This window comes from Porticoccaceae bacterium LTM1 (genome assembly GCA_030252795.1).
Taxonomy (GTDB): Bacteria; Pseudomonadota; Gammaproteobacteria; order Pseudomonadales; family Porticoccaceae; genus SCSIO-12696.
The window spans coordinates 2351327-2365437 of sequence record CP127080.1; the positions used below are offsets into that span (position 1 = coordinate 2351327).

Genomic DNA, 14111 nt, shown 5'->3' on the forward strand with positions numbered 1-14111 from the left:
GGATATACGAAACCCAACCAACATTCCCTCAGTTGTTTTGAATATTTTCTCCTTATCTGAAATCTCTATTTAATTCTACTCTTGAATTATAGTCGCTGGTTAATCCTTATCAGAACCAACCACTACAATACGGTCAAAATATTTTTTCAACTTGATGGGGTTTCCTTGCTCCAACCCCATCAGAGCAGATTCAATTCGATCTACACGAAGAGCTGCATAGATTTCCAGATCCATAATTCCCTTGTCTTCGATTAGAATTTTCCGGCCGCTGTAACGATTCAATTCTTTTACCACTTCATAAAGTGGCACTTTTGAGAACTTCAGCATTCCGGTTCGCCATTGATGACTCAGATTGATATCTTCCGGTGTTTCTGCCAAAAACTGGTTTGAGGTATCACTATAAGTTAATTGCCACCCTGCCCTGACACGGGCTTGATTATCGGCAGGAATGCTCTGTACAGAATCGGTCGATAGCACTAATGGATTAGCTTCTGATAATGCAACATCATTCGTATTGTGTACTACAACCTCACCTTCAGTGACTGCAAGCTCAAACCCATCAAGGTCACGCTGGATATTAAACTCTGTACCCAATACCGTGACCGATTTGTCGCCCAGAGAAACCTTGAATGGCCTGTTGGGATCAGACTCAATATCAAAATAAGCTTCACCACGTTCAAGTATCACCCTTCGCTCATTACCAGTGGCATCTGCCAGCAGCAATGTGCCTGTATTCATGGTGATAATACTGCCATCTTCCAAAGTAATGGTTTTTTGCTCTCCCACCCTGCTTACATAGCGTGACAAGCTGTCTTCGAGTACGAGCTCAGGTACAAAATAGAGATAACTGCCTACAAACAGAGACAACAACAGTGACGCGGCTATGGACCATTTAAACCAGCGCCCAGCCACAACTGCTTTACTGTCAGGGGGGTCAATCAGGGCATCATCCATTAAAGCCTGGATATCAGCATCATGCCGCAGCTCATCGACATCCGCCAGAAGATGATTAAGCGCTACAAATTCCTTTTCAAATTCAGGGTTGTCACGTTCAGACTCTAAACTTTTCTCTCCTGAAACAGAGATATTATCGCTGTGAAGGTCTGCTACAGACTTTAGGGCTTGTGCTCTCATTTCTTCGACATTCACATTAGTCATTTGAGTTACCCTCCATGGACTTAATCTCTGATTTCTGCACATCACGAAGTTGCGCTAATGCTCTCAAAATGTAGTTTTCAGCTTGCTTGCTGGTAATACCCATTTTTTCAGAAACCTGTTTGTAACTCATAAAGTGGAAACGGTTCAGCACAAAAGCCCTTCTCCATGAAGGCTTCAATTTTTGGATTGCTAATTTAAGCGAAGCCATCTCTCGTTCTGCAATTACAACCCGTTCCGGCCCAGCTTCGTTAACTAAGCCATCACTTCTGTGGCTCTGCTCCTCATCATAGCCTCGCTGGAGCGTTTCTTTGCGTTCAAGGTCTACGATGTAATTGTTAGCCATCGTGAACAGATAGTTTCTGCCTGAGCCCTGTATACGCTCTTCAAGACCATCCATATTGGCCAGCCGGGAGAATACCTCCTGAACCACATCTTCGGTATCTACACGGCTGCGGGTGCGCCGTCGGACAAATGCCCGAAGCGAACCGGCATGATCGTCAAACAGCCTCTTCAGGATGCGATCACGGGCGCTGGTGTTGCGATTATGAAAATCGACAACGTTTGGGCCGTGCTTTTTCATTGATGTGCCGATATCTGGTTCCTCCCTATAGTTATATACGAAGGTAACCATGGAAACCCTCAATTGGGCTCATGAATAATTTTATTTCATATATTTCAATTAGTTAAAAGATCAGAAAGGAAACTTGCTACACTGAACTCATTAACAATGATAAACCTCAGTCACCATGAGCAAACCCCTACTTATTCTCCAGCTCCGCCCGGAACAGCAAACTTCTGACAGTGAGTTCGAAGCAATACTGAAATATGGCGGTTTGCCAAGGCAGGCTGTTCAGCGGCTTCGCATTGAAAGCACAGGGATTCCGGATTGGCTGGATCTTGATGACTACTGTGCGGTGATTGTTGGTGGTAGCCCCTATGATATCTCCACGCCTTTGCAGGAGAAGTCAGATATTCAAATCAAAGTTGAACAGGACTTTCTAAAATTACTGGATCAGGTAGTAACCCGCGATTTCCCCTTTCTTGGCGCCTGCTCCGGTAACGGCTTGCTTGGCCTTTACCTGGGAACCCCTATTACCAATCGCTACAAGGAACCAGTAAGCTGCGTTTCCCTGAAATTAACAGATGAAGGCAAACTAGACCCGTTACTGGCAGGGTTTCCAGATGAAGTAGCAGTATTGCTCGGCCACAAAGAAGCCTGTGAAGTTACCCCGGAAGGGGCGACTCTTCTTATGAAAGGCGAGGCCTGTCCGGTACAGATGTTTCGTGTTGGCAGCAATGTTTACGCCACCCAGTTCCACCCGGAAGGGGACCCTGATGGCTTTATCACACGCATCCATATCTATAAGCATCATGGATATTTTGAGCCACATGAGGCTCAGGAGCTGATCGAGAAAGTTCGCAAAGCGAAAACGCCCTTTGCGCAAGAAATACTGAAACGGTTTGTAGCGCGTTATTGCAACCAGGATCTGACGGATCTAACTAAATAACTTCTCATTTTGTAATTGAGGCTATCTTCCATTCAATATATTCACGGGTGAGTATTGATCGGTCAGCACTTTGGCGGATTTATCCCAGTCTGGTTTTTTGTTAATGCCGTTAAATAATTTGGCGGATTCAACACCATATTTTTCCAACATTGGAGCCAGTTCAACCATATTGCGATACATATCGGTTTTACTTGGCAGGTCTCCATTGCTCATCATTAAAATCCGGTTACCCAAACCTGATTGGGTCAACAGATAAAAATGCCCAAATGCAGCATGGTAGGTTGCTGCCTCACTATCGATTAATTCACTTCGGCTAAATGTATTTGCCAGCAGCACCCCTTGCGGAGTCAGGATTTTTCTCAACTCCTGAAAAAACTCCAGTGTCATTAAATGACCAGGAATATAGTCTCCGTTAAAAGCGTCGAGAATGATGAAATCGAACTTTTTATTTTGAAGGCCGGCCCGCTTCACAAATACACGCGCATCCTGGGTAACGACAATATTGTTTTCATCACTGTTAAAATGAAAGTATTTCTCTGCAACCTTCACAACCGCCGGATCAATTTCCACGGAGGTGACTTTTGTGTTCGGAAAAATATCTCGCAAAGTTCGCGGTAGAATACCTCCGCCCAGACCAATAACCAGAACCTTTTTTGGCTGCGGATTTAGAAATAATCCGCCCATCGCCATCCTGGTGTAGTTCAGGGCCAATAGATCCGGATGTTCAAGAACAATGCAGGATTGATTGCTTTCACGTCCTCCACGGGAGCGAAACTTCAGGCAGCGTATTCCCTCAACCTCTTCGACAAAAAGATTGCGATACAGGGATTTTTCCTGATGAATAACTTCTGCAGCCGCGTCTACTGACCAAATAAGTAACCACAGGCTAATCAGCAACAAGCGCATTGTTTACCTCCCCCTTCTGAAGCAGTGAGATCACTCCCAGCGAGATCAGCATCGCACTGTTACACCAGATAATTTGATCAATTTCCATCCAGGCCACCAGGTAAAAAGAGGTGAGAATGGTTCCCGCCGCACTGCCAAGTGTGGAAACAAAATACAAAAACCCAGCAGCTCGGCCACTACTCTCGCGAGACTCTACTAGTAACCTTACGGCATAAGGAGCTGCCATCCCCATAATTACCGTGGGCAGCATAAACAATAGAAGCGAGGCCAATAACGCTCCACCACGGGGGTCTTCTACATTCAGGAACACCATTTCCATGGTTCCGCTGTCCAGAAGCACAATATGGAACAGCGATAACCCAGCGACCAGGAACAGTACTCCAAATTTTTTGAAACAGGGATTCTTCAGTGACCAATGGCCACCCAGTAAATACCCCAGTGACAAAGCCAACATATACACCGTTATGATGCTACCCCAGACATAAATACTGGAACCGAAGCTGGGAGCCAGAATCCGTCCACCGAGTAACTCGGTACTCATAATGGCAAACCCCATGGCAAACGACATCAGTAATAACAACGGTGTTCTCATTACGTTTTCCTTTGAGTTTTGTCGGATAAAAAAAGGCTCTGCCGTATGACAGAGCCTTTTCGATATTTATCTATACTTTAGCTGACGATTAGAACGGAATATCGTCATCAAAGTTATCAAAGCCACCTGCTGCCGGTTGTGGTGCTGACTGAGGCTGCTGCTGAGGCGCCTGCTGCTGTGGTTGCTGATACTGTTGTTGTGGCTGTTGCTGTTGCTGTTGCTGCGGTTGCTGATACTGCTGCTGTTGACCACCGTAACCACCCTGATCACCGGCGCGGCTATCCAGCATTTGCATCTCGCTGGCAACGATTTCCGTGGTGTAACGATCCTGACCGTCCTGTCCCTGCCATTTGCGGGTACGCAGAGAGCCTTCTACATAAACCTTGCTGCCTTTCTTGAGGTACTCACCAGCGATCTCACCGAGACGATTGAAGAACACAACACGGTGCCATTCGGTACGCTCTTGAGGTTGACCAGTCTGCTTGTCTTTCCAGGTTTCCGAGGTGGCAATGCTGACATTGGTGACGGCGCCGCCGGATGGAAGATAGCGGGTTTCCGGGTCCTGGCCGCAGTTGCCGACCAAAATAACTTTGTTAATGCCCCTTGCCATGAGATGTTACTCCTACGTGATATTGACCTGTTATATGTGTGCAATGCGGTGTCGTTCTGGGACGCGGTGCATGTGCGTTCAGTTTCCGTGCATTGAGCAGGCTAGTGTATGCCAGACGGGGTAGCTCGGCAAACAGGTTTTTAGTGCCAGAGGTAAGGTTGCAGACGCTCCCAATCCACCTCTTTTTTATCGATTTTAGCGTACACACGCTGCTCTTCAGGAGCCATTACTACCTGCTCTACGCCGGGAAGTGCTTCCAGCTCAAGAAGGTAGCCATCTCCGTCTTGGTACTTAAGCACCACCCCGGACAGTGTGCGAGGTGACTCCATGGTGCTGGCCAGCAGCCACCAGACAGCGGCCAGCCCGGACAGTGCCAGGAACAGCCCTTCCACTCCAACCTGTTGAATCAGCCAGCCACCCAGGATACCGCCCATAAAGGTGCCTAAAAACTGGCTGGTGGAGTACACCCCCATAGCCGTGCCGCGCGTACCCGCAGGAGCGGTTTTACTGACCAGTGAAGGCAGCGATGCCTCCAGCAGGTTAAATGCCATAAAGAAGGTGAACAATAACGCCAGTGCTGGTACTACCGATTCAAACCCTTGAGAAAAACCAGCCAGCGACAGCGCAGCCAGTGCAATAGCGCCCAGGAATACAGGCTTCATTTTGCCGCCTTTCTCGGCAACGATAATGGCCGGAATCATGGCTAGAAATGATCCCCCCAACAACAGCAGGTATATCCACCAGTGGCTGGCGCGGGCAAAACCAAGCTGGCTTTCCAGAATGGTTGGCACCGCCACAAACGAGGCCATCAGAATCAGGTGCAGCAGGCCGATTCCCACATCAAGCCGCAGCAATCGGCCATCCTTGAGGGTTTCGCCCAGCATCGCTGGCACGGTTTGGGTTTCGCGATTTACAGCACCGACTACCGGCGGTGCCTGAACCTTGATCCACGCCCAGAGAAAACCCAGCCCGCCCAACAAGGCTGTCGTCCAAAACACCCCGGAGAGACCAAAGAAGCCACTGATTACCGGCCCGGCAATCATGGCGAGTAAAAAGGCAAATCCGATACTGCCACCGATGCTGGCCATCGCCTTGGTGCGGTTCTGCTCACTGGTTACATCTGCCACCAACGCCATCAATGTACTGGCAATGGCTCCAGCTCCCTGCAGGGCACGGCCGATAATAATTCCCGAAACTGACTCGGCCAGTGCGGCAACCACACTACCTAAAATAAAAATCAGCAACCCGGCCAGAATCACCGGCTTGCGGCCGATACGGTCAGACATTAACCCCAGGGGAATTTGCAGCAGCGCCTGGGTTAACCCGTAAACCCCAATCGCCACCCCCAGCAACATTGGTGTGGCGCCACTGTAATCCTCAATAAAAAGCGCCAGAACCGGCAACACCATAAAGAGCCCCAGCATGCGCAAACCATACAAGCCGGCAATGGAAGCCACGGCACGGCGCTCAAGGGGACTGAAGGAGTTGGTGTTTCTCAACCTGACGATCTCTGTGGTTATTGGTAAAGCGCGGGATTCTAGCAGAAATGTGCATGGTTCATCAGTAGCGAAGGGTGGCAGGGTTGGGCAGACTCCCGGGAACGGGTATTCTTCCTGACATGGAACAGTTAGCGACTCCCCAACAGCGAATTTACGCGGTATTAAGATCGATCCCCACTGGCAAAGTAGCGACTTATGGTCAGGTCGCCGAACTTGCCGGCCTGCCTCGAGCCGCCCGCCTTGTGGGGACTACCCTGAAAAAACTCCCCAACGACTCAACCCTGCCCTGGCATCGGGTTATCAATGCCGCAGGCAAAATCAGCTTCCCCTCAGAGCATCCCGGCCACACAAAGCAAAGGGGGCTACTACTTTCAGAAGGCGTACTGTTTTCTGGAGATAAAGTGAATTTGAGAATTTATCAATGGCAGCCGTAATGGCTACTCTTCCTTTATTCTTCCATCTATAGACAGATGGCGACTTGCCAACCACACCAGCAGAAGAACCGGCAGTCCCAACAAGGCTGTAATCATAAAGAAGTTGGAGTAGCCAACTACAGTTGAAATAGCTCCGGAGTAACCGCCCAATATTTTGGGTAACAATGTCATCAGCGAGCTAAAAATCGCGTATTGCATCGCTGTGAATGACACACTGGTTAAACCGGACAAAAAGGCAATAAATGCCGACAATGCAATACCACCAGAAAGATTATCGGCAGCAATGACAAAGTAGAGCATCCAGGGGCTGTAACCGGCTTCTGCCAACAGCATAAACAATACATTTGTTGCCGAAGCAAGGAGCGCCCCCACAAACAACAATCTCATCACACCGATACGTAACGCCAGCACCCCACCCAAGAATCCACCAACAATAATCATCAAAAAACCAAAGGCTTTTGAGGCATTGGCAATTTCAACTTTACTGTAGCCCATATCCTGATAAAAAATGTTGGCTATTACTCCCATCACAATGTCAGAGATTCTATAGAACCCGATCAGCAGCAATAAAATCACAGCGGTTTTCAGGCTATAACGATTAAAGAAGTCTGTGATGGGCGCAATGTATGCCTCTTTCACCATCTCCTTATTTGCCGCACCAGCTTTTAACAGTAGCCAGGTAATAACCAATGCAACTGTTCCAGCGCAGATTAAACGTATCCCCTCAACAACTACCGAGGCCAAAACATCGTTGGCAAACCACGCCGATAAGGTACTAGTTGCCTCTTGTGAAATTGAGGACGTCTTCAAAAAAAACAATACAAATGCTATTGCAGCAAAAAGAAAGAGTGCGAAAAACCTTAAGTAATCCTGATTGGTGTAGTGTGACTCAGTAACTATTTTGTCTGGCTCGCGAATCACCAATGTGGTCACTACACCCACTAATGCACAAGCCGCCATAGTCAGATAGGTGTTACGCCAGGCGTTATATTGATATGCATCTGCAGTTGACCCCCAGTAACTGGCTAGATACAGAGCACCCGCACCGGCAACAATCATTCCAACACGATAACCGGCCATATACATGGAAGACATCATTGGCTGAAGCTTTACGGTTCCGGTTTCAATCCGATAGGCATCAATAACAATGTCTTGAGTCGCACTGGAAAAGCCCAACATTACAGCGCCCATAGCGATCATTGTTAAGTGAATTTCCTCACCAGTACCGGGATTGATGTTTGCCATTATGCAGATCGCCGAGATAATCCCGAGCTGAGCAAATAGCAACCAACCTCTACGCCTGCCCAGAGCTCGAGTCACAAACGGCAACGGTAACTTATCGACAAGTGGTGCCCAGATAAACTTGAAGGAATACCCTAACGCTGCCCAACTGAAGAAGGTAACTGTTGATTTATCGACTCCCGCCTCATTAAGCCATAATGACAACGTTCCAAAAATAAGCGCGAGCGGCAGTCCTGCCGAAAACCCCAGAAAGAGCATCCTTAGCACTTGCGGCTTTAGATAACTGCGAGATGCTTCACTCCAGGATAATTTTTTTTGTACGGATTCCATATGCTTCCAAAATAACGTCAATATAGGGCTTCGCCCTTTTCAATCACAACACTATGCAGTGATTCACAAACAGACTCAATAAGACCATCAATTTTTGACATATCACTGAACGTCGCGCTTGCACCGTACATTTCACAAGGGCAAACTTGATGCAGTATTCAAACATGACAGGAGAGAAGTATGTTCGCAAGAATTTTAATCGGCCTCGCCATGATTGGCTGCCTGAGCGCCTGTAGCCCGGAAGTTGGCAGCAAGGCCTGGTGTGAAAAGATGGAGAAGAAACCGAAAGGTGACTGGACTGCCAACGAGATGGCGGACTACACCAAGCACTGCCTGTTTCGCAGCGACGACGAAGATTAATAATCAGGCAGAGTTAATCAGGTAGAGTTGTCGGCACCTGTAATGCAGGTGCCGGTTGTTATTACTTCTTCAGACCTTTGGCCCAAAGATAATATTGCCGGCAAGTGGGCATAACCAAATCCAAAACACAGAGTACGATCAGGTATAACGCCATTCCCTTCACAATATAGTGATCAGTCTGTTCAGGCAGTACTGCTGGACTCAGCGCCAACATCAATGCGCTGATTCGTGCAAAAATTCGGTACAAGTGGCTGTCCATAGCAAAGTGCCATGCCCCAATAAACGCAGACACTATAACTCCCGCCCACGGCAGCACCGCCACCGAAAATTCCTGACTAACCAACGAATAAATGATGGCTGCTATTGCAACAAGCCCGATCAGAAACAGAGAGAACTCCATTACTTTTAAAACTACAGGGCGGCGCTGAAATTCCTTGGGTATCGGAGCAGTCAGTTTGAAGACATCTTTCAATGCCCGAAATTTATTGCTCACAATCATAACTACCTTCTTTGCCGTACCGCTTCAAACAGACAAACACCGGTTGCCACCGACACATTCAAGCTGCTTACCGATCCCGCCATTGGCAACTTAACCAGCATATCGCAGTGCTCACGAGTCAAGCGACGCATGCCCTTCTCCTCAGCCCCCATAACCAGCGCCAATGGACCTTTCAGGTCAGCATCGTAAACCATCTGTTCGGCTTCGCCAGCGGTTCCAACTATCCAGATACCTTTCTCCTGAAGCTCTTTCAGGGTACGAGCAAGATTGGTGACCACCACAAACGGCATCGATTCCGCCGCGCCACAGGCCACTTTACTAACTGTTGGCGTAATGCCGACTGAGCGATCCTTGGGAGCAATTACCGCATCCACTCCGGCCGCATCGGCAGAGCGCAGCACTGCACCGAGATTGTGCGGGTCAGTAACACCATCCAGTACCAGCAAGAATGGGGGGTGATACAGCTTGTCAACCAGCTGCATAAGGTAGTTTTCATCGCGAACTTCACCGCCGGTACATAATGCCATCACTCCCTGGTGACGACCTTCAGCGACCTTGTCCATCTCCTTGCGATTCACCCAAACCAGCGGCGTGCCATGACGCTCCGCCATCTGGACAATTTTCTTGATGCGTTCGTCATCGCGACCGCGCTGTAACCGCAGCTCCAATACCCGATCTGGGCTTGTTTTTAACAGAGCCTGCACCGCATGCAAGCCATATTGCCATTCTTTGCTATTCACACACTTTTCCAGTTTGGGCGGTGCGCATGGCGCACCCTGCGTTAATGACTTGGGATTCTACCAAAGAGGGGTGATCCAGTGAGAATCAAAGTAGCTCTTTCCCTGGCCTGACAGGTCGCGACGATTTGTCAGTATTATGAGGAGTGACCTGTCAGGCCAGGGAAAGAGCGGACTACCAGATCAACGCCCTTTCTTCGTCCGCCTTGCAGCCACTTTCTTTTTCACAACCTTGCGCTTGCCACGGGTCTTTTTGCTGTCGCCGCGCTTTTTCGGTTCACTGCCTTTGGGTTCACTGCTTCTGGATTCACCGCTTTTAGCCTCAGTGCCTCTTTTCTCGCTACTTCCCCTGCGTGGACCAGTTTTACCGCGGCCGCGCTTTCTCTGGCGCTGTTCTTCGTGCATCTCCGCCATCATTTTGGCCTTTGCAGAAACTTTAACTGGCCTGTCTTCCTCCGCTATCGGGCGACTACCAGCCATCTCGAAGTCAATTTTGCGAGTGTCGAGATCCACCCGTACCACCCGCACTTTCAGGCGATCGCCCAACCGGAATACTCGTCTGGTACGCTCACCAATCAACCGATGATGGGAAGGATCATGGTTGTAGTAGTCCTGTGGCAGGTTGGTAATGTGTACCAGCCCCTCGATATAAATATCTGTCAGCTCCACAAACAGGCCAAAGTTAGTTACCGCACTGACCACTCCTTCCATTTCATCGCCAACGTGCTCCTGGAGGTACTCGCACTTGAGCCAGCTCACTACCTCGCGGGTCGCATCGTCGGCACGACGCTCGGTCAGTGAGCAGTGTTCACCCGCCTCAAACATCGCTTGCATGTTATAGGGGTAGATCTGTTCCTGAGTAAGTGATGGTGCACCTTTAACACGCTTCAGCCCGGCGACCCGCTTTTTACCGCGTATCAGGCTGCGAATGGCGCGATGCACCAACAGGTCCGGGTAGCGACGAATCGGCGACGTGAAGTGGGTGTATGCTTCGTAATTGAGGCCGAAGTGACCGATATTTTCCGGGTCGTACACCGCCTGATTCATCGATCGCAACATTACCGTCTGAATCATGTTCTTGTCGGGACGATCACCAATCTGAGCCAGCACCCGCTGCATATCTTTTGGCGTGGGATCACCACCACCGCCAAGCCCCAAACTCAGCTCACCGAGAAATTCACGCAGCGCAATTACCTTCTCTTCCTTGGGAGAGTCGTGCACACGGTACAGCGCTGGCAATCCACTCTTTTCCAGCAGATTCGCAGCACAGACGTTGGCACTCAACATGCATTCCTCAATCAGCCTGTGCGCATCTGTGCGCTCGGTCGGCACGATCTGGGAAATCTTGCGATCGGCATTGAAGAGGATGCGGGTTTCGGTAGTATCAAAGTCGATGGCACCACGACGATTGCGCGCGGCCAGCAGCACCTGAAACAGTGCATAGAGCTGGTCAATGTGCTTCACCACACTCTTGAATCGCTCGCGAACCGGACTGTCCGATTCGCTGCGCTGGGCAATCATCTGCGCCACCTGGGTGTAGGTGAGTCGTGCGTGGGAGTGAATTACCCCTTCAAAGAATTTGTAGTCCAGCACTTCGCCTTCGGCGTTGATCTTCATTTCACAGACCATAGCCAATCGATCCACGCTGGGATTCAGCGAGCAAAGCCCATTGGACAGCTTCTCCGGCAGCATTGGTACCACATGCTCGGGAAAATAAACCGAGTTGCCTCGCCGCCAGCCTTCCTGGTCCAGAGGCGTACCCACCGGTACATAATGGGATACATCTGCAATAGCCACATAGAGCGTTCTGTTTCCTCGCAGGCCCGGTTTGCAGTACACAGCATCATCAAAATCGCGGGCATCTTCACCATCGATGGTGACAAAAGGCAGGTCGCGTAAATCTACCCTATTGGCTTTATCGGCTTCGGTTACTTCATCGGGAATCTTCGCTGCCTGAGTGAGCACAGCCTCTGGCCACTCGTGGGGGATGCCATGGTTGCGAATGGCGATATCGATTTCCATTCCCGGATCGAGATGCTCGCCCAGTACTTCCGCAATGCGCCCTACAGGGAGGGTATGACGGCTCGGAGCTGTGGTCATTTCAGCCACCACCACCTGCCCCTCTTTGGCACCGTTCAGGTCGCCGGGGGGGATCAATACATCCTGAGTGATGCGCGGATTTTCCGGACGGACAAAATAGGCTCCACTCTCATAGAACAGTCGCCCGACCAGTTCAGTGCTGCCGCGTTCCACCACCTCAACAATCGAACCCTCGCGGCGACCGCGACGGTCATAACCGGATACTCGCACCAGCACTCGGTCGCCATCCATCACTCGACGCATCTGGTGGCTGGACAGGAACAGGTCATCACCTCCGGCGTCGGGTTTCACAAAGCCAAACCCTTCCGGGTGACCGATCACCTTGCCCTTGATCAGGTTCATCTTGTCCAGCGGACCAAAAGCATCGCGACGATTGCTGACCAGCTGACCATCGCGGCACATGGCAATCAGCCGGCGGCGCAACGCCTCAACAGACTCGTCATCACGCAACTTGAGCGCTCTACACAACTCAGGATGGGTCATTGGACCTATGCTGTCGTGCAGATAGTCGAGAATAAACTCGCGACTGGGAATGGGGTTTTCGTAGCGCTCGGCTTCACGAGCGGCGTGGGGGTCTGAACCTGGTTTTTTTTTGCTCAATTGTTACTCACTTTCCGTAGGAATTTCGGGCAGTTAGGGGCTGTTATTAACCCCTACGCCTTTTGATGTGCATTGTAGCCCATCGAATATGACAAACATCCAATTTTTTTCAAATTTGGCGTTGACAACCCAAAACCAGATCAGTAAAGTGCGCACCTCGCTGAGACGCAGCGACGTTTCACAACTGCCCAGGTGGTGAAATTGGTAGACACGCTAGCTTCAGGTGCTAGTGGCTTCACGGCCGTGGAGGTTCAAGTCCTCTCCTGGGCACCATATTCAAAAAAACCGAGTCAAACGACTCGGTTTTTTTATGCCTACTCACGGCCGACATCTTATACTCGGTCATTATGATCCAACACACACGGCACATGCCTGTCGAGAGTACCCCATATGACCTTCCAGCCCCAAAGCCAAAACAGCTACAGTAAAGAAGACCTGATCGCCTGCGGCGAAGGGCGACTATTTAATCCCGAAGACGGCAAACTGCCCCAAGGCAATATGCTGATGCTGGATCGCATCACCAGCATCACCGCCGATGGTGGCGAATTTGGCAAGGGCCGATTGGTGGCAGAGCTGGATATCACTCCGGACCTGTGGTTTTTTGGCTGCCATTTCAAAGATGATCCGGTAATGCCAGGTTGTCTGGGGTTGGACGCACTGTGGCAACTGACCGGCTTCTTCTTACTGTGGAAAGGCAATCACGGCCATGGTCGCGCGCTGGGAACGGGTGAACTGAAATTCACAGGCCAAGTATTACCAACTGCAAAAAAAGTCACCTACGAAATCAACTTTAAGCGAGTGATTGAACGCAAGCTGGTATTGGGTATTGCTGATGGAAGAATGTTGGTGGACGGTAAAGAAATTTATACCGCCAAGGATTTGCGGGTTGGACTGTTTACATCTACGGCTGACTTTTAAGTCCGTCTTCTTCATATTTTGAAGATTCTGACTTTTAACCAACAGTGTCGATACATAATGGTATATGCGCCTGTGATGCCTTTAGATACCGCAACTACTCTCGATCTTTAACAGACTCCATCACCACGTGGGTTGATATCGTTGCCACGTTTGGAATATTACCGAGCAGGTCAGTGTGAAAAGATTTATATGTCATTAAATCCTGGGTTTCCACGCGCAGCATATACTCGAAAGAACCTGTAACGTTATGACACTCCCTCACTACACTTGAGTCGGAGATAGCAACCTCGAAGGCATGTTGGGCTTCTTTGGTGTGAACAGAAAGTCCAACTGTCACAATGGCAGTAAATCCCACTCCAAGTTTGCGACGATCAAATACCGCTTTATAGCCTTTGATAATCCCTTCTTTCTCCAGATCCTGCACACGCCGCAAGCAAGCTGAAGCTGACAAGCCGATCTTTTCAGCAAGGTCAGCATTGGAAATACGGCCATCTTTTTCAAGCTCAGACAATATTCTTGCATTATAACGATCGTTTTTCATATTTTATTGTGCCTCAGTATCAATTTACACAATACACGCAAGGTAATTGTTTTAAAAGTCGATTATTGTACCCTCAT

At 49.5% G+C, this 14111-nt stretch carries 15 protein-coding genes and 1 tRNA gene; 5 read left to right on the forward strand and 11 right to left on the reverse strand.

Going from position 1 to position 14111, the window contains the following annotated elements:
• Positions 1 to 99: 99 nt before the first annotated feature.
• Together QP938_10235 and QP938_10240 are read right to left on the reverse strand one after the other, a co-directional pair.
• Positions 100 to 1158 carry a FecR domain-containing protein gene (locus tag QP938_10235; protein WIO73671.1) on the reverse strand — a complete coding sequence of 353 codons (1059 nt, stop codon included), beginning with the start codon at positions 1156 to 1158 and terminating at the stop codon, positions 100 to 102.
• Positions 1151 to 1738 (reverse strand): sigma-70 family RNA polymerase sigma factor, encoded by a 588-nt coding sequence (locus QP938_10240; GenBank protein ID WIO73672.1) that lies wholly within the window; start codon positions 1736 to 1738, stop codon positions 1151 to 1153. Before QP938_10240 ends, QP938_10235 begins: the two co-directional genes overlap by 8 nt.
• Positions 1739 to 1904: 166 nt before the next feature.
• Here QP938_10240 and QP938_10245 point away from each other — a divergent pair, with 166 nt between their 5' ends.
• The gene (locus QP938_10245) at positions 1905 to 2666 is read left to right on the forward strand and encodes a glutamine amidotransferase (protein WIO73673.1); all 762 of its coding nucleotides are present in this window, start codon (positions 1905 to 1907) and stop codon (positions 2664 to 2666) included.
• 21 nt (positions 2667 to 2687) lie between these two features.
• Here the strand turns inward: QP938_10245 and QP938_10250 are convergent, their stop codons facing one another.
• The 4 genes from QP938_10250 to QP938_10265 all read right to left on the reverse strand — a co-directional run bounded on the left by QP938_10250 (position 2688) and on the right by QP938_10265 (position 6273).
• Complete coding sequence (locus QP938_10250) at positions 2688 to 3572, reverse strand: fused MFS/spermidine synthase (GenBank protein ID WIO73674.1); 885 nt, start codon at positions 3570 to 3572, stop codon at positions 2688 to 2690.
• Positions 3553 to 4164 (reverse strand): fused MFS/spermidine synthase, encoded by a 612-nt coding sequence (locus QP938_10255; GenBank protein WIO73675.1) that lies wholly within the window; start codon positions 4162 to 4164, stop codon positions 3553 to 3555. Before QP938_10255 ends, QP938_10250 begins: the two co-directional genes overlap by 20 nt.
• Positions 4165 to 4252: 88 nt before the next feature.
• On the reverse strand, positions 4253 to 4774 hold the full coding sequence (ssb, locus tag QP938_10260) for a single-stranded DNA-binding protein (GenBank protein WIO73676.1): 522 nt from the start codon (positions 4772 to 4774) through the stop codon (positions 4253 to 4255).
• A gap of 140 nt (positions 4775 to 4914) precedes the next feature.
• Positions 4915 to 6273 (reverse strand): MFS transporter, encoded by a 1359-nt coding sequence (locus tag QP938_10265; GenBank protein ID WIO73677.1) that lies wholly within the window; start codon positions 6271 to 6273, stop codon positions 4915 to 4917.
• A gap of 119 nt (positions 6274 to 6392) precedes the next feature.
• Between QP938_10265 and QP938_10270 the strand changes: the two genes are divergently transcribed.
• Positions 6393 to 6707 (forward strand): MGMT family protein, encoded by a 315-nt coding sequence (locus QP938_10270; protein WIO73678.1) that lies wholly within the window; start codon positions 6393 to 6395, stop codon positions 6705 to 6707.
• Positions 6708 to 6710: 3 nt separating this feature from the next.
• Here QP938_10270 and QP938_10275 read toward each other — a convergent pair whose 3' ends face one another.
• Complete coding sequence (locus tag QP938_10275; GenBank protein ID WIO73679.1) at positions 6711 to 8279, reverse strand: MFS transporter; 1569 nt, start codon at positions 8277 to 8279, stop codon at positions 6711 to 6713.
• Positions 8280 to 8459: 180 nt separating this feature from the next.
• On the opposite strand from QP938_10275, the gene QP938_10280 reads away from it, so the two are divergent.
• A complete protein-coding gene (locus tag QP938_10280; protein WIO73680.1) occupies positions 8460 to 8639 on the forward strand; it encodes a DUF3012 domain-containing protein in 180 nt (59 codons plus the stop codon).
• Positions 8640 to 8700: 61 nt separating this feature from the next.
• On the opposite strand, the gene QP938_10285 is transcribed toward QP938_10280, so the two are convergent.
• The 3 genes from QP938_10285 to rnr form a co-directional block, all read right to left on the reverse strand.
• Complete coding sequence (locus QP938_10285; GenBank protein ID WIO73681.1) at positions 8701 to 9138, reverse strand: hypothetical protein; 438 nt, start codon at positions 9136 to 9138, stop codon at positions 8701 to 8703.
• A gap of 2 nt (positions 9139 to 9140) precedes the next feature.
• Positions 9141 to 9878 (reverse strand): 23S rRNA (guanosine(2251)-2'-O)-methyltransferase RlmB, encoded by a 738-nt coding sequence (gene rlmB / locus QP938_10290; GenBank protein WIO73682.1) that lies wholly within the window; start codon positions 9876 to 9878, stop codon positions 9141 to 9143.
• 180 nt (positions 9879 to 10058) lie between these two features.
• A complete protein-coding gene (gene rnr / locus QP938_10295; GenBank protein WIO73683.1) occupies positions 10059 to 12575 on the reverse strand; it encodes a ribonuclease R in 2517 nt (838 codons plus the stop codon).
• 186 nt (positions 12576 to 12761) lie between these two features.
• On the opposite strand from rnr, the gene QP938_10300 reads away from it, so the two are divergent.
• Both QP938_10300 and fabA read left to right on the forward strand, forming a co-directional pair.
• Positions 12762 to 12848, forward strand: a tRNA-Leu gene (locus QP938_10300).
• Positions 12849 to 12965: 117 nt separating this feature from the next.
• Positions 12966 to 13493: a bifunctional 3-hydroxydecanoyl-ACP dehydratase/trans-2-decenoyl-ACP isomerase gene (gene fabA, locus QP938_10305; GenBank protein ID WIO73684.1), complete on the forward strand. Its 528-nt coding sequence runs from the start codon at positions 12966 to 12968 to the stop codon at positions 13491 to 13493.
• Positions 13494 to 13587: 94 nt separating this feature from the next.
• Here fabA and QP938_10310 read toward each other — a convergent pair whose 3' ends face one another.
• Positions 13588 to 14034 (reverse strand): Lrp/AsnC family transcriptional regulator, encoded by a 447-nt coding sequence (locus QP938_10310; protein WIO73685.1) that lies wholly within the window; start codon positions 14032 to 14034, stop codon positions 13588 to 13590.
• Positions 14035 to 14111: the final 77 nt, after the last annotated feature.